The 22,761-nt window shown below is 50.6% G+C and carries 24 protein-coding genes; 6 read left to right on the top strand and 18 right to left on the bottom strand.

Annotation, left to right across the window (positions count from 1 at the left end; genetic code table 11):
• Positions 1-25 precede the first annotated feature (25 nt).
• The 9 genes from MHH28_RS26395 to MHH28_RS26355 all read right to left on the bottom strand — a co-directional run bounded on the left by MHH28_RS26395 (position 26) and on the right by MHH28_RS26355 (position 5,260).
• A complete protein-coding gene (locus MHH28_RS26395; protein WP_405107080.1) occupies positions 26-352 on the bottom strand; it encodes a DUF3139 domain-containing protein in 327 nt (108 codons plus the stop codon).
• On the bottom strand, positions 352-864 hold the full coding sequence (locus MHH28_RS26390) for an RNA polymerase sigma factor (RefSeq protein ID WP_405107077.1): 513 nt from the start codon (positions 862-864) through the stop codon (positions 352-354). The genes MHH28_RS26395 and MHH28_RS26390 overlap by 1 nt, the downstream gene beginning before the upstream one ends.
• 210 nt (positions 865-1,074) lie before the next feature.
• Complete coding sequence (locus MHH28_RS26385) at positions 1,075-1,851, bottom strand: hypothetical protein (protein ID WP_405107074.1); 777 nt, start codon at positions 1,849-1,851, stop codon at positions 1,075-1,077.
• Between the two features lie 30 nt (positions 1,852-1,881).
• Positions 1,882-2,019 carry a hypothetical protein gene (locus MHH28_RS26380; protein WP_405107071.1) on the bottom strand — a complete coding sequence of 46 codons (138 nt, stop codon included), beginning with the start codon at positions 2,017-2,019 and terminating at the stop codon, positions 1,882-1,884.
• A 149-nt stretch (positions 2,020-2,168) separates the two neighbouring features.
• Complete coding sequence (locus tag MHH28_RS26375) at positions 2,169-2,804, bottom strand: hypothetical protein (RefSeq protein WP_405107068.1); 636 nt, start codon at positions 2,802-2,804, stop codon at positions 2,169-2,171.
• A 14-nt stretch (positions 2,805-2,818) separates the two neighbouring features.
• Entirely contained in the window at positions 2,819-3,271 is a 453-nt protein-coding gene (locus tag MHH28_RS26370) for a peptidoglycan-binding protein (protein ID WP_405107066.1), read from the bottom strand.
• A gap of 599 nt (positions 3,272-3,870) precedes the next feature.
• The gene (locus MHH28_RS26365) at positions 3,871-4,116 is read right to left on the bottom strand and encodes a hypothetical protein (RefSeq protein ID WP_405107063.1); all 246 of its coding nucleotides are present in this window, start codon (positions 4,114-4,116) and stop codon (positions 3,871-3,873) included.
• Between the two features lie 95 nt (positions 4,117-4,211).
• Positions 4,212-4,520, bottom strand: a complete 309-nt coding sequence (locus tag MHH28_RS26360) for a hypothetical protein (protein ID WP_405107060.1) — start codon at positions 4,518-4,520, stop codon at positions 4,212-4,214.
• A gap of 122 nt (positions 4,521-4,642) precedes the next feature.
• Positions 4,643-5,260, bottom strand: coding sequence for a type 1 glutamine amidotransferase family protein (locus MHH28_RS26355; protein WP_405107057.1), 618 nt, complete (start codon positions 5,258-5,260; stop codon positions 4,643-4,645).
• Positions 5,261-5,465: 205 nt separating this feature from the next.
• Between MHH28_RS26355 and MHH28_RS26350 the strand changes: the two genes are divergently transcribed.
• The 3 genes from MHH28_RS26350 to MHH28_RS26340 all read left to right on the top strand — a co-directional run bounded on the left by MHH28_RS26350 (position 5,466) and on the right by MHH28_RS26340 (position 9,117).
• The gene (locus MHH28_RS26350; protein WP_405107055.1) at positions 5,466-6,206 is read left to right on the top strand and encodes a class I SAM-dependent methyltransferase; all 741 of its coding nucleotides are present in this window, start codon (positions 5,466-5,468) and stop codon (positions 6,204-6,206) included.
• 612 nt (positions 6,207-6,818) lie between these two features.
• On the top strand, positions 6,819-8,024 hold the full coding sequence (locus MHH28_RS26345; protein ID WP_405107052.1) for an MFS transporter: 1,206 nt from the start codon (positions 6,819-6,821) through the stop codon (positions 8,022-8,024).
• 115 nt (positions 8,025-8,139) lie between these two features.
• Positions 8,140-9,117 (top strand): phosphotransferase enzyme family protein, encoded by a 978-nt coding sequence (locus MHH28_RS26340; RefSeq protein ID WP_405107049.1) that lies wholly within the window; start codon positions 8,140-8,142, stop codon positions 9,115-9,117.
• A gap of 107 nt (positions 9,118-9,224) precedes the next feature.
• Here MHH28_RS26340 and MHH28_RS26335 read toward each other — a convergent pair whose 3' ends face one another.
• Complete coding sequence (locus MHH28_RS26335; protein WP_405107046.1) at positions 9,225-9,575, bottom strand: hypothetical protein; 351 nt, start codon at positions 9,573-9,575, stop codon at positions 9,225-9,227.
• 117 nt (positions 9,576-9,692) lie between these two features.
• Entirely contained in the window at positions 9,693-10,706 is a 1,014-nt protein-coding gene (locus MHH28_RS26330; RefSeq protein WP_405107043.1) for a carbohydrate-binding protein, read from the bottom strand.
• Positions 10,707-11,086: 380 nt separating this feature from the next.
• Between MHH28_RS26330 and MHH28_RS26325 the strand changes: the two genes are divergently transcribed.
• Together MHH28_RS26325 and MHH28_RS26320 are read left to right on the top strand one after the other, a co-directional pair.
• Complete coding sequence (locus tag MHH28_RS26325; RefSeq protein WP_405107040.1) at positions 11,087-13,231, top strand: ATP-binding protein; 2,145 nt, start codon at positions 11,087-11,089, stop codon at positions 13,229-13,231.
• Between the two features lie 22 nt (positions 13,232-13,253).
• On the top strand, positions 13,254-13,943 hold the full coding sequence (locus MHH28_RS26320; RefSeq protein WP_405107037.1) for a response regulator transcription factor: 690 nt from the start codon (positions 13,254-13,256) through the stop codon (positions 13,941-13,943).
• Between the two features lie 25 nt (positions 13,944-13,968).
• Here the strand turns inward: MHH28_RS26320 and MHH28_RS26315 are convergent, their stop codons facing one another.
• From MHH28_RS26315 to MHH28_RS26285, 7 genes are all read right to left on the bottom strand, one after another.
• Entirely contained in the window at positions 13,969-14,538 is a 570-nt protein-coding gene (locus MHH28_RS26315; RefSeq protein ID WP_405107034.1) for a hypothetical protein, read from the bottom strand.
• 73 nt (positions 14,539-14,611) lie between these two features.
• Positions 14,612-15,838, bottom strand: coding sequence for an RtcB family protein (locus MHH28_RS26310; RefSeq protein WP_405107031.1), 1,227 nt, complete (start codon positions 15,836-15,838; stop codon positions 14,612-14,614).
• A 223-nt stretch (positions 15,839-16,061) separates the two neighbouring features.
• A complete protein-coding gene (locus tag MHH28_RS26305) occupies positions 16,062-16,508 on the bottom strand; it encodes a copper amine oxidase N-terminal domain-containing protein (RefSeq protein WP_405107028.1) in 447 nt (148 codons plus the stop codon).
• Positions 16,509-16,538: 30 nt separating this feature from the next.
• A complete protein-coding gene (locus MHH28_RS26300; RefSeq protein WP_405107025.1) occupies positions 16,539-17,258 on the bottom strand; it encodes an SDR family NAD(P)-dependent oxidoreductase in 720 nt (239 codons plus the stop codon).
• A complete protein-coding gene (locus MHH28_RS26295) occupies positions 17,255-18,259 on the bottom strand; it encodes a tRNA dihydrouridine synthase (protein WP_405107022.1) in 1,005 nt (334 codons plus the stop codon). The genes MHH28_RS26300 and MHH28_RS26295 overlap by 4 nt, the downstream gene beginning before the upstream one ends.
• Positions 18,260-18,523: 264 nt before the next feature.
• Positions 18,524-18,946 carry a hypothetical protein gene (locus MHH28_RS26290; protein ID WP_405107020.1) on the bottom strand — a complete coding sequence of 141 codons (423 nt, stop codon included), beginning with the start codon at positions 18,944-18,946 and terminating at the stop codon, positions 18,524-18,526.
• Between the two features lie 18 nt (positions 18,947-18,964).
• Complete coding sequence (locus tag MHH28_RS26285) at positions 18,965-20,929, bottom strand: ABC1 kinase family protein (protein ID WP_405107017.1); 1,965 nt, start codon at positions 20,927-20,929, stop codon at positions 18,965-18,967.
• A gap of 559 nt (positions 20,930-21,488) precedes the next feature.
• Here MHH28_RS26285 and MHH28_RS26280 point away from each other — a divergent pair.
• Positions 21,489-22,709 carry an MFS transporter gene (locus tag MHH28_RS26280; RefSeq protein WP_405107014.1) on the top strand — a complete coding sequence of 407 codons (1,221 nt, stop codon included), beginning with the start codon at positions 21,489-21,491 and terminating at the stop codon, positions 22,707-22,709.
• Positions 22,710-22,761: the final 52 nt, after the last annotated feature.

Raw genomic sequence — 22,761 nt, 5'->3', positions numbered from 1 at the left:
ATTAGGAATAAAGACCTCGCCCCTGTCATTCTTCAATATGCTTATATCGTTTTGTTCCATCGTCCACACCTTGAACTGGAGCCATACTGTATTGATATATATTTCCATTTTCTTTACGATACAAATATCTGGAACTCCTATCGTCCTCAAAAATAACGGTCGTACTTACCAGAGGAGCCTTACCAATTTGAGTATAAATTTCATAAATATCATTAGGGTTATACCCTCGGTTTTCTAATAAGTATGCTTCAACTTCGCTCGTTGTTTTATCTATGAAGATTTTTAATCCGGCCGCTCCTAAAGCGCAAGCCATCAGAACAATCACCAGAAGTAGTATTTTTATCTTTTTCATTATACCCCACCCTCTTCCCTCAAAGCCCGCAGCACCCGCCCCCTAGCTCTCGATATATACTGCCGAACATGCTGCGTGGGAATATTCAAAAGCTCCCCGATTTGTTGATCCCGCAGCTCCAGCTTGTATTTGAAGTAGAGCAGATTCCGGTCGTGTTCAGATAGCCGTAGCATTGCTTCCGTAAGTGCTCCTATGGCTTCAGCTTGGATGTAGTTCTCTTCTGTCGCGGCTGCGGGATCTGGGATTTGCTCCGCTACATCGTTCTTCAAGCCGGTATAGACCTTCCTGGAACGGCGGGTGCGCCTTCGGATATGGTCATAACAATAATGCTTAATGGTGTTAACGACATAAGAGGTAACTTTGCAGCCGCTTAAGGAGCGCAATAGAGATGTTTTGGGGATCAGCTTAATAAAAGCTTCCTGAATTAGATCATCAATGACTTCTTGATCCTTAATAATATTAAATGCTTTCTTTCTCATTAAAGGATAGTGGTTCTCATATAAATTCTTCATGAATGTTCTATCATCATCGTGTTCACAAGCCTTTAGAACGCGAAGTGAACTTTGTAACCCCTCCCCATATAATCCATATTAATTCCATTTTTAATTAATTATACCCTTTTTCCTGGTGATTCGGGCTCGTGAATAATAGGCTGGCACAGAAAAAAAGAACGCCACGGCGTTCTCTTAATCATTCAGTATCACGTAGCTTCTAAGATCTCTCTATCTTCGTTTTCGGGCAAACCATGAGCTTGGACTTAACAGGACAATGGTGATCACCACCACCGCCCCAAGCAGCATGATGTTCCAGCGGTCAAAGGTCCGGTAGAACAAATCCGGTGAGAGGTACGCTCCATTCTGATACAGTACGTCGTCAATATACCGTGCAAAGGTATGCTTCCCCTGGTCCAGGGTCCAATGTTGCTGACGTACAGCAGCACGAAATGGCTTGTTTGCTCTAATCGCTGAATCCAATACAGCCTCTAAGCTGTCCATTTGCACATAGTAATACTTCTCGCTCAATGCAGGATTTGCATCCTCTGCCGTCTTGAACGGGCGGACATACCGCCACCCCTTCTCATAGGTAGGATAGCTGGTATACCCATACCCTAACTCATAGAATGAAGATCCCTGGGATTTTGGCGGAATGGCCTCAATCATCGTTCCCTTGGGAATTTCTAAGGCAACCGCCGTTGCCCCGCCTGGAATCTCAGTATAATACTGCAGAGACACAGGCGCTTCTATACGATGTGTTAATGAATATTCAGGCTCTCCAGATATGCCGGGAAAATAGGAGCTATACGCACTCAGATCCATTTGCTCCAGCGGAATGCCTTGTACATAGGGGCTGGCCGTTGCCGCAGCTGAGAAGTCTTTGCGTAACTGGTGATTGTGAACCCACGCAGACCCTGTCCGGTAGACAACAACGCAAATGAGGATAATGACCGTCAACACGGCGCACCACCACAGAAATGGTCTAGAGACTGAGGGAACAGACATGTCATTATCCTCCTTATGGGTACAGTTGAACTAATTCACCTTGACGGTCAAGCCGGCATGCTCCGCATAATAAATCGGGGTGGAATACATAATCTTAGCAGGCCCGCTCGTCGGATTGCTTCTGGCCGTTACAATGCCATGCAGCTTGTTCGCACTTCCATCCTTCATATACACTGGTCCGCCGCTATATCATAATAGCCGCTGGGACTAGAAGTGTAGGTTAGAAACTATCAATTCTTTTATATTTAAAAACTGCTTACTCCAGTTGGAGTAAGCAGTTTTTAAAAAAGAATTCTAATCATGAGAGAGTTATAATTTTATTTTTCTAGTAAAGATGCCTCAACGATTTGTTTGGCTACATTTAATACATCTTCAATCGTCCCGCTGTAAGATGATACAGCTAAACTACGGTCCTTTAAGAAGAAGTGTACAACTTTTCTAGCCATTCCATCAATATAAACCGCTGGTTGGCCGTTTAGTTCTGTATCCTGAACAGGTTCCTTGTAAAAACCTTTGATTTGTTCAATCGTTGTATTTGCGTCTGTGTCAATTGGATTTTGTAGGACCAAATATTCAGTTCCATCCTGAGTTTCGTAAGTCGCTTGGAAGCTCAATTGATTATTTAAATTTTTGGCATTTAAGCTTGTTTGCTTTAATGCAGGCGCAGAAACGGTGCTATTCGATAATTTACTGGAAGTATTTACAATAGTCTGAGGAAGAATGAGTTCTTCCTTCGGGATTTCCGATAGATCGACGCCTATTTGTTGGACACTTGGATCAAGATCTATCTTTATTTCCTTTTGCGGTGCAGTTACGGGAGTAATCCCATCTTGTACTACCTCTTCAACTGGAACTGTTGTAGTTACGTCTGAAGCATATGCCTGATATACTATGCCGCTGCTTGTCAACACAAGTGCACTCGTTAAGGCAGCAATAATAATTTTCTTCTTCATTGTATGATCCTCCTTTAATAGATGTAACCGCTTTGTACAGTAGTACTTGTATTTTTATACATAAGGCGATATTGTAACGAGCTACAACGTTTGGAATACGATGTCTTATATGTCGTACTAAAGGGTGTATGAACAATCCAATTGTATTGTGTCTCGAAAATGGAGTAGTTGCTCATCGTATTCCATGTGCCAGAGCCTGCTACACCATCGGCGGTTAATCCGGTGGAATTTTGCATATTAATTAATCCGTTTCTTGTGCCAGAGCCAAAATTTCCAACTATTGAACCCACGTTGGATTGTTGCCCAAAGGAATAAAGATTGGCTTGCAGCCCCCTAACATAACCTCCAGACGAACCTTGACTCAGAGTAGGCCAACCAGAAAATCCAGCAGGAGCAGCCATTCCACTAACTAAAAGTGATCCTGTAAGTAAAAGAGAACCTATAAAAAGTAACTTTTTGTTTTTCACTTAGATATTCTTCCTTTTAAATTTACAGTTACATATAAATCATAGTATATCTATCAAAACACCTCCTTGAAAGGATATGGATATTTTTCTCAATGAATACATATGCATTCCATTATACACCATTTATGTATATAGGGAGCGGGCTATAGTAGCATTTTTAGTAGAGTAGGAGAGGAGTTATTCAGGCTTCAGGTTGTTATATTAATTTAGAGGTGGAAAATTCTACTGAAGGATAAATAGTGCAATCACAGACGTTCCCCGATTCAGGATTCAATGCTGCTGACGTACAGCGGCACGAAAAGGCTTGTTTGCACCAATCACTGTATCCAATACTTCCTCTAAGCTTTCACATAATAATACTCTTCGCTCCATGCAGAGCTTGCATCCTCTGTCGTCTTGAACTGGCGAACATACCGCCCCCCCTTCTCATAAGTAGGATAGCTGGTATAGCCATATCCTAACCCATAGAATGAGGAGCCTTGTGTTTATTCCGGAATGGCCACACTCATCGTTCCCCTTGGGGATTTCTAAGGCAACGGCCGTTTCGCCGGATGGAATCTATGTATAATACTGCAAGAATACAGGGGTTTCTATACGCGTTAACGAATAAGCAGGCTCTGCAAAAATGCTGGGAAAATAGGACTATACGCTTTCAGGTTCATTTGCTCCAGAGGATTCCCTTGTTGATAGGGGCTGGCCGTTGCGGCAGTAGAGAAATCCTTACGTGACTGATGGTTGTGATACAATGCGGAACCTGTCCGGTAAACAACAACGCATATGAGGATAATAACCGTCAACACGGCACACCACGATAGCAATGATCTGGAAGCAGCTAGAACAGACATGTCATTATCCTCCTTAGGGGTACAGTTAAGTTAATTAACCTTTACGATGAAGCCGGTATGCTCTGCGTAGTAATTTGGTGTTGAATACATATCCTTCACTCAAACCCATCCTCAGGCTCCCCCACCTCGAACCCCAATACCTTGGTCGCTTCTGATTTAAACCTTTCGATCCAAGAATCCCAATCACTCTGATTCATTCGCGCAAAAAATGATAATCCGCTTGGCTCAACGGATGCCTTAATGTATACATCATCCTCTTCCTGCCCATGCCAGTGTGGAATACCGTCGATGTACCCGATCCAACCAGGCATACGCTCATATAACTTAGCAACTTTATTCCATACTTCATCGGGTAGATAATACCATATGTCCAGATTGCAATTATGAGAGCGTATCCTATCCATTAGCCTTCCCCCTTAGCCTTCACCTTCAATTGGGCTATAATTACATCGTACCATATCTTGGATTCCCCCAGACCAGCACAAATACCCTCTCCGTGAAGAGAGGGTAACCTTATTAACTGATCTTATCCCATCAACGCATAGTAATACTTCGCTTCCTGTGTCTTATACAGACCATACCAAGCCTCTAATTTTTGTGGAGTCATTACGTCCAGAGCTTTCAAGACATGGACCGTGAAATCCAGCGGGGCGATGCCGGTTGCTGTGATCAGCTTGCTGTCCGTTACAGCAGGCTGGTTCTGGTAGAACTCTTCGCCGGTGTACGTGGGACAGAACATTTTGAGGTACTCCAGGTCATTGCTTGTATGCGGGCGTGCATTCAGCAGTCCGGCCTGGGCCAGTCCCATGGTGGCTCCGCAGATGGCTGCCACTACTATATCCTCCTGTATACATCTCTCAGCGAGCCCAAGGATCGGCTTGTGGATGGCTTCGGTCCATGTCTCACCGCCGGGTAGGATCAAGGCATCTCCGCTTACCAAGCTGCACTCATCTACCGTGATGTCAGGCATGATTTTCAGTCCGCCCATGGTAGTAATCAGTGTCTTCTCATTGGCTACGGTAACTATTGTAGATGGAGCTTGTCCCTCCTTGTAACACCTTCCCGAGTTCAGTTCAGCCGTTAGATACCCTATCTCCCAGTCTGCCATGGTGTCTAACACATATAGATATACTGTATGTTTCATGTGTAGCTCCTCTCTCTATGACTATCTCTATAATAAAACAGCTTCACTGACAACTGCTGTCAGTGAAGCTGTTTAAGCTGAACATATTTCCTTTCCCTCCTATCAATAAAAAACAGCTATAATCAACAGTTCCATTCCTGCCTATGAACAGCTATGCTATCTTACCTTTATGCATTTATATTGTATTGGCAAGGAGGAGCTGGCATTGACTGCACACAACAATCTGGAAGAGTACCGTGACCCGGTCAACTATGATCTGGAGTTCGGCGGGGAGACAAGGAAATATGAGTTCTATCTGGAATGGGCTAAGGCGTCTGCCGGAGAGGTTTTGGAGCTGGCTTGCGGAACCGGATTGACGACTCTGCCGCTGGCTCAGGCGGGAATAGCAATGACTGGCGTTGATATTGCTTCCTCTATGCTGGCTTATGCGCGGATGAAGGCCGGGAACTTGCCTGTAGAGTTTATCGAAGCCGATGCGCGAACCTTCCGCTCCGATAAGCGGTTTGCCATGATTTATTTAACGGGGAATGCGTTTCAGGCTTTTTTGAGTGATGAGGATCAGGCCGCCTTACTCCGCACCGTCTACAATCATCTGGAGCCCGGAGGACGTCTGATCTTCGAGACGCGCAATCCCGCAGGAACTGACCTGTCCGATGAAGGGGAGACGGATTGGGGCCAATTCACCGATTCAGATGGCAACGTAGTCAAGGTATCGGGCACACAGACCTACGATGCGGAACGTTCCATCATGCACTGGGTAACTTTTCGCGATTGGGGCAATAAGCGGACAGAGTCACGGATCGACTGCCGGTTCACAGCACCGGCTGTGCTGGCGGAGTTACTGGCCCGTTACGGATTCCGTATCGAGCATCAGTATGCGGACTGGGATCGTACCCCGTTCACCTCCAGCTCCCCGCTCCTTATTAGCGTATGCAAAAAATCGTAAGCTTCAATCTGTCCTCTTTTCCAATATTAAGCTCACGATCTGCTCCAACTCCTCTTGGTTAAGAACAGAATACCAGCGGGTGTTTGTGTTATCCTTGCTAAGCTTCGCCAGAAGCAGCTCCTTCCTATCTTCGGAGACATCCAGAATCACTCTTAGGCCACCCTGGACGCCTAAAAATATGGAGTCGAATTGATCGGCTCCTTTTTGGTCACTTTTTCTCTTTTCCTTCACTTGCAGGTTGGAGAGCCGGGTTATGAGATCGCTAATATGTTCATCGCCGGTAATCCTGAATTCGCTCTCTGCGTCATTTCCAGGAATGAAGGTCAGTGTACTGATCTCCTTGTCTGCTCATTCGTCATGATATCGAACTTACATTCATCCCCAAGTATATCATAAGCTGGTTTCCCCCTCCCCTTCGCGCACCCAAGACGCCGCAGGCAAACCTGGGCGTCTTGGGTGCCTTCTATTTAGTTCTGTCCTCTTTTCTAGGGAACTTCCATGTTCCTATAGCACCAGCATCATCCTATAGGACTTAAAAGTGCGTACTTCTACATTTCTTATTTACTGTTTACACTAACATCAGCCATTGATTAACGAGGGGGAATGATTAATTTGGGACAAAACTGGAAAATCTTCATACTTGCTGTGGTCTGCTTTATTGTCGGGACATCCGAATACATGATCACGGGCATTTTAGATAAAGTCGCCGCAGATACCGGAGTGACATTATCTCAGGCTGGACAGTTAATGACCGTCTACGCGCTAGCCTACGCCATAGGTACCCCGGTCCTAATGGGGGCCACGGCCCGGTTTGACCGTCGAAAGCTGTTGTTGTACTCGCTTGGCTTAATTATCGTGAGTAATGCGATAATCATGATTTTGCCGGGATATGGATTTATGCTGCTTGCACGGGTAGTCATGGCGCTCGGAACTGGTGTATTTGTCGTGACATCGCTTGCCTTAGCCGCTAAGTTAGCGCCTTCGAACAAGAAGGGGAGTGCGATTGCAACGGTGTTAATGGGTGTCACCGCTTCACTTATCTTGGGCGTGCCCATTGGCCGGGTGATTGCCGCCGCGTACGATTGGAGGCTGATTTTCGGCGGCATTAGCCTTCTTGCTATGGCCAGTCTGCCCATCCTGGCAAGCTCAATACCGCGGATGGAAGGCGATGAGCCGATCTCCTTTGCCAAACAACTGGCTATGGTGAAGAGACCGCGAATCGCACTCTCTCTCGCCATTAACTTTTTTATGACGATGGGTTATGGCATTGCCTTCACGTATTTGTCGCCTTATCTGCTGGAAGTGGCCGGAATGAGCGATCGCTGGGTAAGCGGAGCCCTGTTCGCATACGGCATCGCCAGTCTGATCGGGTCAAAGGCAGGGGGAAGCGGCACCGATCGATGGGGTGTAGGCAGAACGTTAACTGGAGCAACGTTGTTAAATATGGTGATGCTGATATTGTTATCGGTAGTCTCTGGCACTTCCATATTCCTTGTTTTCTCGATGCTGGTGCTGTGGTCGCTCTTCTCCTGGGCAGCTTCTCCAAGCCAGCAATATGATCTTCTTACCTTGTCTCCCAAGACATCTGGTGTCATGCTTGCCCTCAACACATCTGTGCTGCAGCTGGCGATAGCGGCGGGGGCTGGACTCGGAGGCATTGTCATTAACTATTTATCGCTGCAAGCCATTATGTGGGTCGCTGCTGCCTCCGTTGCTGTAGCGGCTATGATTTCTGCTGCGTTGTTCGGCAGGATAAGCTATCGGTCGCGCCAAGAGAGTCAAAGAGCAGAAATACTAACATCTACAGCTCCGGAATAAGCTCCGGCTCCCCTTATCAATAAAAAACAAATATAGTCAACGGTTCCATTCCCGCCCATGAACAACTATGATATCGTACCTATTATACTTTGATAAATAAGGGAGCGAGCTGCGATTGGATGCACACTTAAATACCGCAATGGAAGCACTGGAGCACTACCCTATAAGCTGCAAATCGGTTGATTTCATTGCACAGAGCGGCAATACGATCTACAAAGTCACTGATCTGGACAACAATAGTTACAGCCTCCGGCTGCATATCTCCAAAGGTGACGCCCTTGAGCAAATCTGGAGTAAGCGGGAAGTGCTTCAATCCGAGATGGTCTGGCTGGAAGCGTTAACCTTGGATACCGATGTGACCCTGCCTTCACCCTGCAAGAACATTCGCGGAGAATTCATTACGGACGTGAACCATACCCACTGCACTTTATTACGATGGGTGGAGGGTGAACAGAAGCCTTTCATTCCTACTATAGAAGATGCCGGGGCCATAGGTGAATTGATCGGCAAGTTACATAAGCAAGCCTCGAACTGGAGCATCCCCGCTGCCTTTGAACGCCCGGCCTTTGATCCCTCCCGGATCAAGCAATCCCTTAATATGCTTAAGGAACGCGCTAATGCCGGACTGCTTGATGCAGGAGATACGGAGCTTCTACTTCATGCAGGTGAGCGGGTCATTCACATGATGAACTCTATGGAGCGAACAACAAGCAATTGGGGCATGATTCATGCCGATCTGATTCCAAGTAATTTAGTGTTCCATGAACAAGAGGTGCGGCCTATCGATTTTGGCGCTTGCGGGTTCGGTTATTACTTAGTGGATTTAGGCTGGACGTTCTCCTACATCCATCCTTCGTTCAGAGAACAGCTGCTTCAGTCTTATTCCAGGCACCATCCGTTACCGGATAACTATACCCAGCGGTTAGAGGGCTTTTTCATTGCAGCGCAGCTGGAGACGATGAATTTCTGGCTGGGCCTGCCGGACTGGCAGGAATGGCTGCCCGGGCATATCGGTAAATTAGCCAATAGAGAGATTAAGGCCTACTTAAACAATGAATCGTTCCTCTTCAGTGGCGTGCCGTATTGGGTATGACCCTTCACCTGGACTTGGCACAAGCGCAAAAATAAAGACGCTGCGGGGAACTTCCCGAGCGTCTTCTTACCTTTTATTAATTATCCGCCCATCCCCCTTATACCATTTCACTTCACATCTTCCATCTCGCCCACAATCTCTGGCGTAAACTCCCGTTCTGTACCATTTGAATCAACAATGGAAATTTGCTCAGGCGGATTTTCCAGGCTCTTTCCCCTAACCAGCAACTGCCGTTCCCCTTCGATGGGGTACTTTCTTATATACACGCCTGAACCGATATCTTCGAACGGATACTTGCCCAGATCATTCCAACTCAGTGAGGTTCCCTTTTCAGATAAGCTCTTTAATTCATGCAAAGAAATATATTCTCCTGCTCCCTTATTATTCTGGCAGGATGTACAAAACATGAATACGAGAAACAATGTCATTGAAAGCTTAAGGCATTTGGATAATGTCATATAACCCCTCTTTTCTGCTATTCCTGGTATATGATTAGATATTAACATCTACAGCCCGTTATGTACGCAAAAATAAAGACGCTGCGGGGAACTTCCCGAGCGTCCTCATACCTTCTATTAATTCTTCCCGCCATACCCCTTATACGTCCCGTATACGGCATTGGCATACTGATCCGCCAGAATCGGGCGGCCGTAGGAATCGGTGGCGCCTGGATACCAGTTGTCGCCTCCGTTGTAGTGTAAGAGTCCGTTGTAGATGTTGCCGAATCTGCTGATCTTATCATCGAGAATCAGTCCGCCTAAGGCTACCTGATCCTGTTCGCTGCTGTGATTATAGGAGCGGCCGAATCTGGCGCTGAATTGGGCGGCATACGCGGCCCGTGTGTTCGGTTCGACCTGCATCAATCCGTCACCGGCGGAAGGGCTGCCCGGCAGGCCTGCTCCGAAGCTGCTCTCCTTCTTGATCACCGCGCTCAGGAGTAGAGCGAAGTCTCCGCCTTTGCCGAATTTATTGTCCACGTTCATGACATACGTCCAGATCTGGCTGGGCACCTCGGAGGGGCGGGTGACGCCGGTTGCGGGCGGTGAACCGGTGTAGATTTTGACCGAAGACATCTTGTCATTCACACTGTCGCCGACCCAGGAGGAGCTTGAGGTATAGGTCCACTTGGTGCCGCTGAAATTATCGTCCGCATACACCTCGACTGTCCAGCCGTTCGGTACCTTGAGCGAGGACATCCAGTCATTCGGAATGCCCGCATTGTTGAGCTGGGACAGCACATAATTGCCTGTTCCCAAGGTGACGGCCTTGCCGCCATAGTCCCTGTCTGCATAGAAGATAGCACCGTTCGTGGCGGGAGGGTTAGTGGGCGTCGGTGTGGTGGTGCTGCCGCTTTTCCATAGTGCAGGGGCATTCACCGGTTCCCAGCCGGTCAGAGACGTATGCGCTTGCAGACAGGTATATGTACCTCCGCCATAGGTTACGGTGTCATTCACCGCATAGGCCGTGTTCGGCGACCACGCTCCTCTCGCGGCTGCATTTGCATTCGGTAAGGCGGTGAAGAACACAGAGATCAATAATGCGAATGCGGCCAACAGGGATACAGCTCTAGCTGACACTTTGGTATACAATAGCCAAGCCTCCTCAGATCGTTTCCCATAGAATAACCCCACAAAGTGATGCTAAGCTTCGATGCTTACTCAGGTACCTTGCGGGGGCCCCAAAACATAACACTAAAAAAGGCCCCTCAAGAAGCCATCCACAGGGTACTATATTTTATTACCGATTTTCTAATTCATTCCAACATTTATGTAGTTTTTGAATCACCCCGAGAAACTTACAATTTTCGACATCCCCATCTCCTTACCTAGCATTCTACACAGGAATTCAGCCTGTTCATGAAAGAAAAGAAAACTTAAAATAGTGCAATTTCACACAATTTTCGGCAATGATGCTATCATTAAGGCATTGAGCTTAAGAATGACGAATTTTGTAGATTGGGGTCGGCTTCATGATGAGGGGTATACTAAGATCCGGTTCTCGTAATATCTGGTTACATATCGCTGTGGTCGTAGTTATCGGGCTGATCGCAAGCTATGCCATCCTGTCTGCAACGCCGGATGCCCCCAAGCCTCGAAGCAAAGAAGGCCTTCTGGATCTAACGCACGACTCTATCTATCAGAATCCGCTGAAGTTACAGGGTGAATGGGACTTCTACTGGCAAGAGCTGCTCTCGCCCGAGGATATACAAAGCCGGACGGCAGGCGGAGAACCGGCTGAGCGGGACCGGTATATCAACATTCCCAGCTCCTGGCTGGGCTACCAGTTGGATGGTCAAGCGCTGAAGAGCGAGGGCTATGCCACCTTCCGGCTGGTGGTCCGCCTTAGTGAGCAGGATAGCAAGGAGCGGCTGGCTTTGCGGCTGCCTACTATTTTTCATGCCTATAAATTGTGGGTGAATGGAGAGCTGCTGACAGAGGTCGGTGTGGTGGATCAGGACAAGGAGGGCATGACGCCGAGTCTGGCGACGAGACTGGTGTTCTTCCAGCCTGAAGGCGACACGGTGGAGCTGGTGATGCAAGTAGCGAACTTCCATCATAAGCGGGGCGGCATCACCAAGGATATCGAGCTGGGCGGCAGTAATGTGTTAACGGTGCGGACCCATCTGAAGATTGCTGCGGATATGTTCATCACGGCCAGCCTGCTGGTGATCGGCGTGTATCATCTGCTGCTGTTCATGCTGCGGCGTAAAGACCGTGCACCACTATACTTCGGTCTGTTCACTGTGATGTTCGCTATCCGCTCCCTGCTGAACGGCGAGCTGATGCTTACCCAGTGGCTGCCGCATTTTCCGTGGGAGTTACAGTTCAAGCTGGAGTATCTGATTCTATGCCTGGGCGGGTGGATGATCACGATGTATTTTGAATGCATTTTCCCGGATTATGTGTCGCGGTGGTTCCGCTATGGCTCCCGGATCGTCACCGGCGCACTCTGTCTGGTGGTTATGGTAACGCCTGCCCTCGTCTATTCCCGGATGCTGGTGCTGATCGGTGTGGTCGTGGTTCTCCATATGGTGTATCTGATGGTCGGGCTAGCTCATGCGGCCTGGCGGCGGATGGAGGGAGCGCTGATCTTCCTGCTGGTGGCGGTGGTGGCTCTGGCTACAGTGATCAACGATTTCCTGTATTACAACGAATGGTCGCCCATCGCAAATACCTCCCCGTTCGGATTGCTCATCTTCACGGTCGCCCAGATGCTGCTGCTCTCTTCCAGATTCACCCGGGCAGCAACGAATGAAGAGCGGATTGCCCGGGAACTGCAGGAGGCCAACCACAAGCTGACCGGGATGAATGCCAACCTGGAGCAGATCGTGCTGGAGCGCACCCATGCCTTATCCGCAGCCCACGAGGATCTCCGCCTGTCGTATGAGCGGTTACTGCACTCCGAGGAAGGCCGGAAGAAGCTGCTAGCCTACATTACGCACGATCTGCGTATGCCGCTGTCCAGTATGCTCGGTTATGTCGAAGCGGTGATGGACAGGGTGAAGCCGGAGCGCAATGACCAGTACCTGAAGTATATCCGCGATAACACGATAAGGATCAACCGCATGATCGGGGAGCTGAGCTTCTTGTCCCATCTGGAGACAGGGCAAGTGGAATACCGGATGAAGCCGGTTCAGGTCATTCCGTTCCTGCGCGGCTTCTATGAACAATATGAGCTGGTGGTGCGGGATGCGGGGCTGGATTTCGATCTGGACATCGGGGATACAGCAGCTTCAAGCGCGGACCAGTCTATTGCCCGGATCGATACCCAACGATTAGAACAGGCACTATTCAATCTGGTGTCGAACGCGATGAAGTTCACGCCTGGCGGCGGGTTGGTGCGTCTTACCTTAGCTCTGGACGAGGTGAATGACACCCGCTCTGCGGTCATCAGCGTGCAGGACTCCGGCATGGGTATTCCTCCAGAGCAGCTGGAGCAGATCTTCGACCGTAATTACCGGGTGGACCGGCCGGGATTGGACATGGGTGTAGAGGGTAGCGGGCTGGGGCTGGCAATATGCCGGGAAATTGTACAAGCGCATGGCGGGAGTGTCCGGGCGGAGAGTGACGGGAAGACAGGGTCGATTTTCCAGGTCATATTACCGTTGATCTGAGAAGCAGGAAGGTGACAATAGAATGGACACATACCGAATTATGATTGTCGACGACGATCCCCATATCTGTGAGATTGTTCAGCTATACTGCCAGCGGGAGGGCTTCGACTCCTCGTCTTGCCACAGCGGGACCGATGCTATGCTGCTGCTTGCGTCATTTAATCCAGACCTGATCGTACTGGATGTGCTGCTGGCGAATGAGAACGGCATTGACTGGTGCAAGAACGCACGCAATTACACGAATGCGCCGATTGTGTTCCTAAGCAGTCAAGAGGAGGATGAGGTGAAGATCAGCGCCTTATCGTATGGCGGGGATGATTATGTGACCAAGCCGTTCAGTCCGGGCGTACTCATGGCCAAGATCAAGGCCCATCTCCGCAGGGTATCCACGGGCAGAAGGGAACAGCTGCTGGAGCTGCCGGGACTAACGCTTGATTTCTATGCACAGTCGGTCAACGTGGGCAGCAGAACGATTTTCCTGTCCAAAAAAGAATTCAGCCTGCTCTCCTACATGGCACAGAACGTGAATCAAGTGGTCACTGCCGATACGCTGTTTCACCTCATCTGGGGGATGAAGAGTCTGGAGGATACGCGGACGGTCGCTGTCCACATCAGTAATCTGCGCAAAAAAATCGAGGACGACCCTATCCATCCTGAGCGGATCATTACCGTCCGGGGGGCCGGATATATGCTGGTTGCCGGGAAACGCTGAGTACAAGCGGAAACGGCTATAACAATCATCGTGCCCCGCGCCGCAAATCATAGAAATACTCCACCGCCGGATGCTTCCGCTGCATCTTCCCGGCCATCCCCTCGATCCGCTTCCGCCCGACTCTCCGGTCCAGCAGGGCCAGAATGTTCAAGATAATATCACTGCTCTCCAGGCTCTCCTCAATAGGAGTAACCAGGAACTTATTCGCCACCACAATGAAATTCGATTTCGTCAGGGCAGCCTGGGCCAACATTAATGCCTTAGCGTGTTCGGTGGTTAAGCGGCTTCGGGCCATGATGACTAGGCGGTCCTCAGGGATCGGCCCCTTGGCCGTCAGTCTGACTGCTTCAATGTCTTCATGGGTGACGGAGATATGCAGCTCCGGGTCATTCTTAACCTCCAGCTCGGACGAGTACCAGCGGATGGGGCTGGACTTATCGGTCATAGTGAGGATGTTCTTCTTGTCCACCGTAATATAACAGGTACCTGATTTATCTGGCGAATATCGGTAAGCGGGCGCACGGTACTCCACCCGGCCCTCTACCGCAGGACTGAGGAAGCCCTCCAATTGTTGCTTTAGTTTGCTCCAGGACATGTATTCACCTCCATGAAAATGGGAAAAGGCCTGCCGGCCTCTTCCTGAAGTCCTATGATACCATACTTCCCCCTCAATCCTTATACGGATCAAACTCATCCGCACCAGCCATACATACGCCTACGGGCTTCAGCACATGCATAACCTCAATGGTTCCGGCGTGTGCATCCAGCACCTCTTGCAGCTTCCGGTATACGAACGGACTCTCGTCCGTCCCCGCGCCGCGCAGCACTACGCCGAACTGCCGGACCGCCTCCAGCATTTGCGCTGTCGTAATTTGACCGCCGCTGCGGGTACGGGTTTTATAATTCATCCGGCCCGCTGCCTGGGTCCGGCTCATGATTCGGCCCGCTCCATGAACGGTGCTGTAATAAGCCTCCCGGTTCTCCGCGCTGTCCTTGCCTTGGACGATCACGGAGATGTCTCCCATGCTCCCGCCGATGAAGCCCATCTGGCCGGGTGCGGACGGAGTAGCTCCTTTGCGGACAACAATGACCTCCTTGCCGTCATGCGTCTCTTTCCAGGCATAGTTATGATGGTTATGCACCTCCATGTCCGCTTCCGTCCCCAGAATCGCCAGGACCTGCCGGATGACATAGTCTCTTCCCGCATAAGCGTAGCGTCCAGCCAGCTTCATGGCTCTGTAATACATGTCGCCCAGCTCACTGTGCAGGTCGAGCAGAACGGGCGGCTGATCCATCTTTTCACCGGGGGCATTCGCCAAGAAGTCTCTGCCTGCTGCCAGGTTAAGGAAGCCGCTCGCTGTCTTATGCCCGAACCCTCTGCTGCCGAAATGGTTGGCGATCCACACCCGGCCGGTTGCGTCTTCTTCTAGTATGTCTACGAAGTGGTTCCCGCTGCCGACGGTGCCGAGCTGGCTCTGGGCCAGAGTCTTAAGTTTATCGTGCACTCCGTTACCAACCGCATTGAACACGGCCCAATCCGGGTCATCGAACAGTTCATGATCTACCCGCTCGTTATTAACGCGGCCTACACCGAAGGAGATCCGGCGGGCAATCTCATCCATAACCCCCGATAGCCGCGGCCGCAGCTCCGCCATCGTCAAGCCGGTCCGCACCGCCTTGTTCCCGCATCCGATATCGTAGCCCACTCCAGACGGGGAAATCTGTCCATCGTACACCACCACGCCGCCGATCGGCTGGCTGTAGCCTTTATGATGATCCGCCATGAGCAGGGTCTGCACCACGTTGCCATTCTCCGCACACATCCGGGCCTGCACCATGGCTCCTTCATCCGGCTTCCCCCACACGCGCACACCGTCTATATTCTGATACGCCATATTTGTTCAACCTCCTATGATCGAGACACTACGATGATGCTGCAGTGTCCTCTATGCTCTCTTAAGCTTCTGTGTCTATATTCGCTTATCCGGGACCCCAAGTACATGGCGGAAGTATTACGAACTGGGGATATCTAACAATGTAGCATACGCTGCCGGAATTCGAGAACATAAATAGACCGCCCCGGTAACGGAATCGGCCTATTTACTATCACATAAGATTTTATTTAGTATTTATGGTTGCAATCTTTCTCACATTATCCCAGCTTATCGTTGCCCCTATGGCTTGGCTAATAAAACGGAGGTTCACATAAACCGTACCTTCAGGAGTATTAAATGGCGTTTGAGTTAAAGTAAATTCTTTATCATTGACATTGGCCTTAAGGCTATCCACTGTCATTTTAATCGTTGTCCCCGTAGTTTGGGCCGTAACACTTCCGGTTTTGGAATCCCATTGGACTTCCATATTTAATGCTTCGAATATTTTACGAAACGGTACCATTGTGTTCCCATTGATGATGATGGGCTTAGTATCGAAGCCGAGAGGCTTCCCGTCAACAATAACGGAGCCATACGTAGTAGGTGTTGCTGCACTCACACTGGATACTGGAATACAGCCTAATGCGGCCATGATGAAAACAAGAAACGGTATTATAACTTTCATTTTCATAAGGCTCTCCTCCAAATTAAGAGTTCATCCCTACGCATTCGTATCCAGCATCGCCGGAATGTTAATCTCCTTCACACAGGAAGCCTTGGACAGGTTCATGACGCATTGCACCAGTGATACGATGTCCTGAAGCGGGATCTGCGCGCCGTTGTAGGCGGACAAGACGGGCTCTACCCCGGCTTCCAGCGGAATCTGGGTAGCAATCTCACCGGGATTAATTAAGGTCACCCCGATGCCATACGGCTTCACATGCTCCCTGATGGCATTGGTAATTCCGCGCAGACCGAACTTGGAAGCGGTGAACGAGACCTGGGTGTAGTCATTATGATCGAGGCCTGCCGTAGAACCGATGAAGAAGATGTTCGCATGCTCAGACTGCTTCAGATTCGGCAAAAGCTTCTGAATGCACGTAATCGCCGCAGTCACATTAATGTTAATGATGCTGGTAATCTCAGCCGGGTCGTCCTGTTCAAAATCATAGTCATCGCTGAACCCCTTGCTCTCCCATACGCCAACATTATAGATGAATACATCCAGGGGAACGCCGTTCAATGTCTCTGCAATCCGGCCCGCAGCATCCGGCTTCCCCAAGTCAGCCTCAATCCAGGTCCGCTGCACCCCATCCTCCAGTTTCATGCTGTCCGGGTATGTTCTGGAGACCACCCAGACCTGATCGCCCGGCACCGGCAACGCCTTGACGAAGGCCTCTCCTAAGCCTTTGCTTGCTCCGAAAATAATAAAGTTTCTCATACGCCCTCCCTCGTTTCCCCAAGCTCTCCGGTCCCGTCCTGCTCTTTGCTGGCGAATTCATCCAGCAGCGCACGCACCTCGCGGGTGGACTTGGTGTTCATTAGATGATTTCTGAGTTCACTGGCGCCGCGGAAGCCGCGGACGTAGATTTTGAAGAAGCGGGGCAGCGGCTTGAAGGAACGGGGTTCCAGCGCAGAATAGTGGTCATGGAGATCCAGATGCAGCCGCAGCAGATCCAGGAGCTCCTTGCTGCTGTGCTCCCTCGGTTCCTGCTCGAACGCAAACGGATTATGAAAAATCCCGCGCCCGATCATAATCCCGTCCACTCCGTACTCTGCGGCAAGCCTCAGGCCCGTCTCCCGGTCCGGTATGTCCCCGTTGATCGTCAGCAGCGTATCCGGCGCGATCTCATCCCGCAGCTTCTTGATCTCTGGAATCAGCTCCCAGTGGGCATCCACCTTGCTCATTTCCTCTCTGGTCCGCAGATGAATGGACAGATTCACAATGTCCTGCTGCAAAATATGAGTCAACCAGCCCCGCCATTCGTCCACATCCGTGAACCCGAGCCGGGTCTTGACGCTGACGGGCAGTCCTCCGGCCTTCGCTGCCTGGATAATCTCCGCTGCGGTCTCCGGACGGCAGATCAGGCCGCTGCCCTTGCCATTCTCGGCTACATTCGCTACAGGACAACCCATGTTCAGATCGATGCCCTTGAAGCCCTCTTCGGCCATGCTGATGCTCATCTTCCGGAAATACTCCGGCTTGTCCCCCCAGATATGCGCGACCATGGGCTGTTCATCTTCGGTGAAGGTTAAACGCCCCCGCACCGCCTGCTTCCCCTCCGGGTGAGCATAGCTCTCTGTATTCACGAACTCCGTAAAAAACACATCCGGCCGGCCCGCCGCGCTCACTACATGACGAAACACCACATCCGTCACATCCTCCATCGGGGCCAGTATAAAGAAAGGGCGTGGCAATTCACGCCAGAAATTATTTATCATCTGAAGTACCTCTCTATGCGTGCCGGGATAATCCCTTATCCGGCCGTAGTAAAACTAAATTATATCATAACTCCTTGGGATTTGTAGCCGCCAGCCAAGAGGTCTCCCCCTTCTACAGACAATAAGCCCCAGAGAAGTCTCTGAGGCTGTGTGTGTATTCACTGCTATTGAATTCTGCCTAACCATACCTGTGCGGCTTGGGACCTCGGCTGTCCGGGCAGACAGTACGGCTCCGGTTCAGCGGCAGGCACCCAGGTGAAGTCCTCAAGACCGGGCACTGCCCCGTACAGCTCCCAAGGGAACTTCTGGCTCTCCCCCCCCTGTCTCGAAGGTATTATCGTAGAAATGCAGCGCATCCCGGAAGGCGACCACGATCTGCGACTGGATGAAGTTCGGATGATAGAACCAGATTCTCAGGTAAAAAGGTTCATTGAACCCGGCCATCTGCCGGGACCAGGAGTGGTACACCTTAATCATCGCCGCCAGCAGCAGGCGGGAATACCACACCGGCGGATTGCGCCTTGTTAGTCTGTAGAAGGGGTCGATCCACAGCTTCACATAATCTCTCGGGCTGGCTCGCAGCTCCTCCAGGTCGAGGTGCATATACCGGTTTTTCCACTGTTCAATCTGCTTCACTCTGCGCTTCCAGCCGCGTATTTTTTTCTTGTTCAGGAGCGGGTTTGCCATAGTCTGATCTGCCCTCCGTTAGCTCTTGGGTTTCAACTGCTTAATTACAGACATGATCAGGATGATCATCCCCGTGCCGAAGCCTGACATCGATAACGGGGCCAGGACAAACCGCATGATCTCCCCCTGCACCCAGAAGCTGGCAAGCATGATCACCATACAGATCATCGTGAACATCCCGACCGTCAGCGTCCCCACGAAATCGGTCAGACTATGATTGTCCTCACGCGCCAGCGTGATCCGGTTCTCCTTCAAGAGAGGTAGCTCCAGCAGCTTCGGGATATAATCCTCCAGCCGTCCTTTAACCTTGCCCAACTGTTCCTTGACGATCTCTCCCTGATCCATCTGGCCTGCGAACGACTGGCTTGCTGCGGATAAGGAATACGATTCATCTACAGAGGACAAGGTCCCGTCCACGGTAATAATCGCCCGGAAGGCCCCGGCCACCGTCGGCTTCAAGGACATCCCCAGCTCGGTAATCATCGACATCAGCCGTCTCATCATGACACTGGTAGGATCAGGTGAGAAGGAGGCTTCGGATAAAAGTCTGCCGAGGCGCTGCTCAATCATTTTGACATCTAGCAGCTCTCCTTCTTCACAGACCCCGGCCAGGCCCTGGGCCATCTGCTTCGTATCCTTCCGGCTGTAGCCCACCAGGAAGTTCAACATCCCGGCCCGCTCTTCCTCCGTCAGATACCCCACGGAACCGAAGTCAATCAGCGCCACCTTCCCGTCCCGGGTCAGCATCAGATTGCCGGGATGCGGGTCGGCATGGAAGATGCCGATCATCAGAATCTGCTGCAGGAACGCGTGCATGATCATTTCCGATACGTCGCTGGTCACCTTCTTCGTGAACCGGTGCCCTTCAATATATTCCATGGTCAGAATCTGTTTGGTCGAATATTCGGCGTAGATCTTCGGCACTTGTATCGGAATATCGTGTTCCTGGAACGCTTGGCGCAGCAGGTTGGTATTGAGCGCTTCGATATCGAAGTCCGTCTCTTCAATAAGATTCGTTTTGAAGCCTTGGGCGAGTTGGATTAAGCCTAGCTTCTGAATTTTGGAGGAGCGTTCGGAGAGCCAGGACACGAATTGGATTAACAAATCCAGATCCACGCTCATCTTCTGCTTCACATCCGGCCGCAGGATTTTGACGACGACCTTCTCTCCAGTAGACTTCAGCCGCGCCAGATGTACCTGCCCGATCGAAGCGGCTGCAATGGGCTCCATCCCGAAGTCTTCATATGTCTCCTCAAGATCACCAATCTTACTGTCGATGATCTCCTTCAGCTCCTTCTGGCTGAGTGGCTTGACCTGGTCATGCAGACTGGAGAACGCTTCGATGTATTGCGCCGGCAGCGTATCCTTCTTGGTCGATAAGACCTGCCCGAACTTCACGAAGACTCCGCCCATGTTATCCAGAATGGCAGCAATGACCTGCGGCAGCTTCGCATGATCCTGCTGGAGCAGATGGTTCAGGCCTTTGCGCGAAGCGATCCAGAGCAGACGGATCATACGCCTGAAGCCGCGGAGCTTGCCCATGATATACCGGAGCGGGTTCCCGGACTGCAGCAGCTTGAACTGGAATACGCTAAGCAGCATGTAGACATAGCAGGAGATAAACAGAATCAGCAGCGGGTAATAGATGAACATCACCCTGACCATCTCCGCTTCGGAGGGAACCACGGGCTGCTTGAAGTAGGTTGAGGTTATGACCAGGGTTACGATAGATGTGCTGAACAAGATAGCTACCATCAACTGGAACTGTTCGTGCTTGAAGGTCCTGATGCTGCTTATGATGAAATACAGAATGAACGCCACGACAATAATACTGCTCATGTAGAATTGCTCCAGCACCTGCACCAGCATACTGACCGCCACCGCGCTGACAATCGGCATCACAATCTTATGCTTCGCATTGAATACATAAGCCAGCGTCACAAACACGAGGAAACACACAACCAATACAATGAAAAAGAACATCTTCCAGCCCCCTGTATCCGCTTCATTAATCCCACTATAGCATAGGAGGCTGAAGCTACGGAAACAGGATCAAGACGCAGCCGTCCCGCCGCTATTCCAAACCCTTCAGCGATTTGATCATATGGATCCGGGATTTGCTGGTGAGTGCTGGATAACGCGTCTGCTTAGCGGCTCTCTCTGGCTGGGCGTCGGCTTTAACCTGCTGCTTTATATTTTTTCGTGGCTGGCGGATGGCTGTTTACGAGCAGACGGATACATTGATGCAGGTTTCAATACTATTGACATCTCCAACATTCCAATGTTAAACTCCAGCTATAAAATTTGAGGAGGATGGCAGCCGATGATTCCACGTATATGGTAAGCACGTTCAACAAAAGCTGATTTCTCACCATGTGTGGGCTTTTTTGAGCTGCTGCTATTTACGTTAAGGACATCGGCTGCGATCCGCTACGGCTTATTTCACTATGCCCGGTTTCGCACTGTCCCATCATGTAATTGTTGCAGACCCAAGCCCCTATGCGGACTTGGGTCTGTCTTTATTTAGGGAGGGTACAAACTTATGAATATTCAATGGAAAAAGACGTTCGCCTTCATCTTCAGCGGGCAAATCTTCTCAATTTTAACCTCTGCGATGGTTCAGTTCTCCATCATCTGGCATCTGACTGCAACCACGGGGTCGGCTGCCGTGCTGATGCTTGCCGGTCTGGCCGGATTCCTGCCGCAAGCGGTCTTAGGCCCGTTCATCGGCGTCTGGCTCGACCGGTGGAACCGAAAGCTCACCATGATCGCCGCGGATAGCGCCATTGCACTAACCAGTCTGATTCTGGGTGCTTATTATCTATGGGGGGAGCCGAGCTTATGGATTGTGTATGCCATCCTGCTCATTCGTTCAGCAGCCTCATCCTTCCATGCCCCTTCGTTCCAGGCTGCGATCCCACTGATTGCGCCGGAAGACCAACTAACCCGGGTAGCAGGCTGGAATCAACTGGTATTCTCCGCTTCCAGCGTACTTGGTCCGGCCCTTGGAATAGCGGTATACTCGGCTACTTCGCTAGGAACCGTATTGCTCTTAGATGTCGCTGGCGCCTTAATCGCCAATCTGATGCTCTTGTTCGTACAGATTCATCAGCCGAAGCCGGAGATCGTAGAGACACCTTCGTTCCGTAAGGAGTTTACTCTGGGCTGGAGAGCGTTTCTGTCGCAAAAACCCATTGTTACGATAACGGTGGCCATGGCGGTCTTTAGCGTGGTGTTCATGCCGCTGGCGATGCTGTTTCCCTTGATGACGCTGTCCCACTTCGGACGCGGCGGGTACAGCGCCAGCCTGATTGAAGCCGTCTTCGGGATCGGGATGATCCTTGGCGGCGCGCTGCTATCGGTGCTTGCTTCCAGGTGGAAGGACACCACCTACATGAGTGTGAGTCTGGTCGTAATTGGACTTACCTGTGTCCTGAGCGGGGTAGTAGGGCGCGAGGCGTTTCTAGCTTTTACCGTCCTCTCCTTCCTGATGGGTGCCGCAGCGCCCTTGTTCAACGGCCCTTACATGGCGATGATCCAGAAGTCTTATGAGCCTGAGCTGTTGGGGCGTGTGCTCTCCTTTGTGACGAGCATCGGACTGCTGTCTTCCCCGATCGGGCTGGCACTGGCAGGACCTGTGGCCGACCGGTTCGGGGTGCCGTTCTGGTTCTTCTGGTCGGGGATAGTCGTGGTTCTGATCGGCCTGTTCCTGTTTATCAGGTTCGCGGGTAGAGGCACGGAGAAGCAGCCTGCCAGTGAGTAGATAGAGGAAAATAGACCGTCCTCCCTGTAGAGGGAAGGCGGTCTATTGGTAT

Origin of the sequence: Paenibacillus sp. FSL K6-1217 (assembly GCF_045040735.1) — a bacterium.
In the GTDB taxonomy this organism is placed as follows: domain Bacteria; phylum Bacillota; class Bacilli; order Paenibacillales; family Paenibacillaceae; genus Paenibacillus_AQ.
The sequence above is the reverse complement of the archived record's forward strand: the minus strand, read 5'-3'. Positions and strand labels throughout refer to the sequence as shown.

Excerpts from the sequence above, each read along its gene's own strand:
- MHH28_RS26325 (WP_405107040.1), top strand. The coding sequence starts at position 11,087 with ATGATGAGGGGTATACTAAGATCCGGTTCTCGTAATATCTGGTTACAT.
- MHH28_RS26385 (WP_405107074.1), bottom strand. The coding sequence starts at position 1,851 with ATGTCTGTTCCCTCAGTCTCTAGACCATTTCTGTGGTGGTGCGCCGTG.
- MHH28_RS26305 (WP_405107028.1), bottom strand. The coding sequence starts at position 16,508 with ATGAAAATGAAAGTTATAATACCGTTTCTTGTTTTCATCATGGCCGCA.
- MHH28_RS26300 (WP_405107025.1), bottom strand. The coding sequence starts at position 17,258 with ATGAGAAACTTTATTATTTTCGGAGCAAGCAAAGGCTTAGGAGAGGCC.
- MHH28_RS26395 (WP_405107080.1), bottom strand. The coding sequence starts at position 352 with ATGAAAAAGATAAAAATACTACTTCTGGTGATTGTTCTGATGGCTTGC.
- MHH28_RS26285 (WP_405107017.1), bottom strand. The coding sequence starts at position 20,929 with ATGTTCTTTTTCATTGTATTGGTTGTGTGTTTCCTCGTGTTTGTGACG.
- MHH28_RS26280 (WP_405107014.1), top strand. The coding sequence starts at position 21,489 with ATGAATATTCAATGGAAAAAGACGTTCGCCTTCATCTTCAGCGGGCAA.
- MHH28_RS26375 (WP_405107068.1), bottom strand. The coding sequence starts at position 2,804 with ATGAAGAAGAAAATTATTATTGCTGCCTTAACGAGTGCACTTGTGTTG.
- MHH28_RS26295 (WP_405107022.1), bottom strand. The coding sequence starts at position 18,259 with ATGATAAATAATTTCTGGCGTGAATTGCCACGCCCTTTCTTTATACTG.
- MHH28_RS26365 (WP_405107063.1), bottom strand. The coding sequence starts at position 4,116 with ATGTCTGTTCTAGCTGCTTCCAGATCATTGCTATCGTGGTGTGCCGTG.
- MHH28_RS26315 (WP_405107034.1), bottom strand. The coding sequence starts at position 14,538 with ATGTCCTGGAGCAAACTAAAGCAACAATTGGAGGGCTTCCTCAGTCCT.
- MHH28_RS26355 (WP_405107057.1), bottom strand. The coding sequence starts at position 5,260 with ATGAAACATACAGTATATCTATATGTGTTAGACACCATGGCAGACTGG.
- MHH28_RS26320 (WP_405107037.1), top strand. The coding sequence starts at position 13,254 with ATGGACACATACCGAATTATGATTGTCGACGACGATCCCCATATCTGT.
- MHH28_RS26380 (WP_405107071.1), bottom strand. The coding sequence starts at position 2,019 with ATGAAGGATGGAAGTGCGAACAAGCTGCATGGCATTGTAACGGCCAGA.
- MHH28_RS26310 (WP_405107031.1), bottom strand. The coding sequence starts at position 15,838 with ATGGCGTATCAGAATATAGACGGTGTGCGCGTGTGGGGGAAGCCGGAT.
- MHH28_RS26335 (WP_405107046.1), bottom strand. The coding sequence starts at position 9,575 with ATGACATTATCCAAATGCCTTAAGCTTTCAATGACATTGTTTCTCGTA.
- MHH28_RS26390 (WP_405107077.1), bottom strand. The coding sequence starts at position 864 with ATGAAGAATTTATATGAGAACCACTATCCTTTAATGAGAAAGAAAGCA.
- MHH28_RS26360 (WP_405107060.1), bottom strand. The coding sequence starts at position 4,520 with ATGGATAGGATACGCTCTCATAATTGCAATCTGGACATATGGTATTAT.
- MHH28_RS26290 (WP_405107020.1), bottom strand. The coding sequence starts at position 18,946 with ATGGCAAACCCGCTCCTGAACAAGAAAAAAATACGCGGCTGGAAGCGC.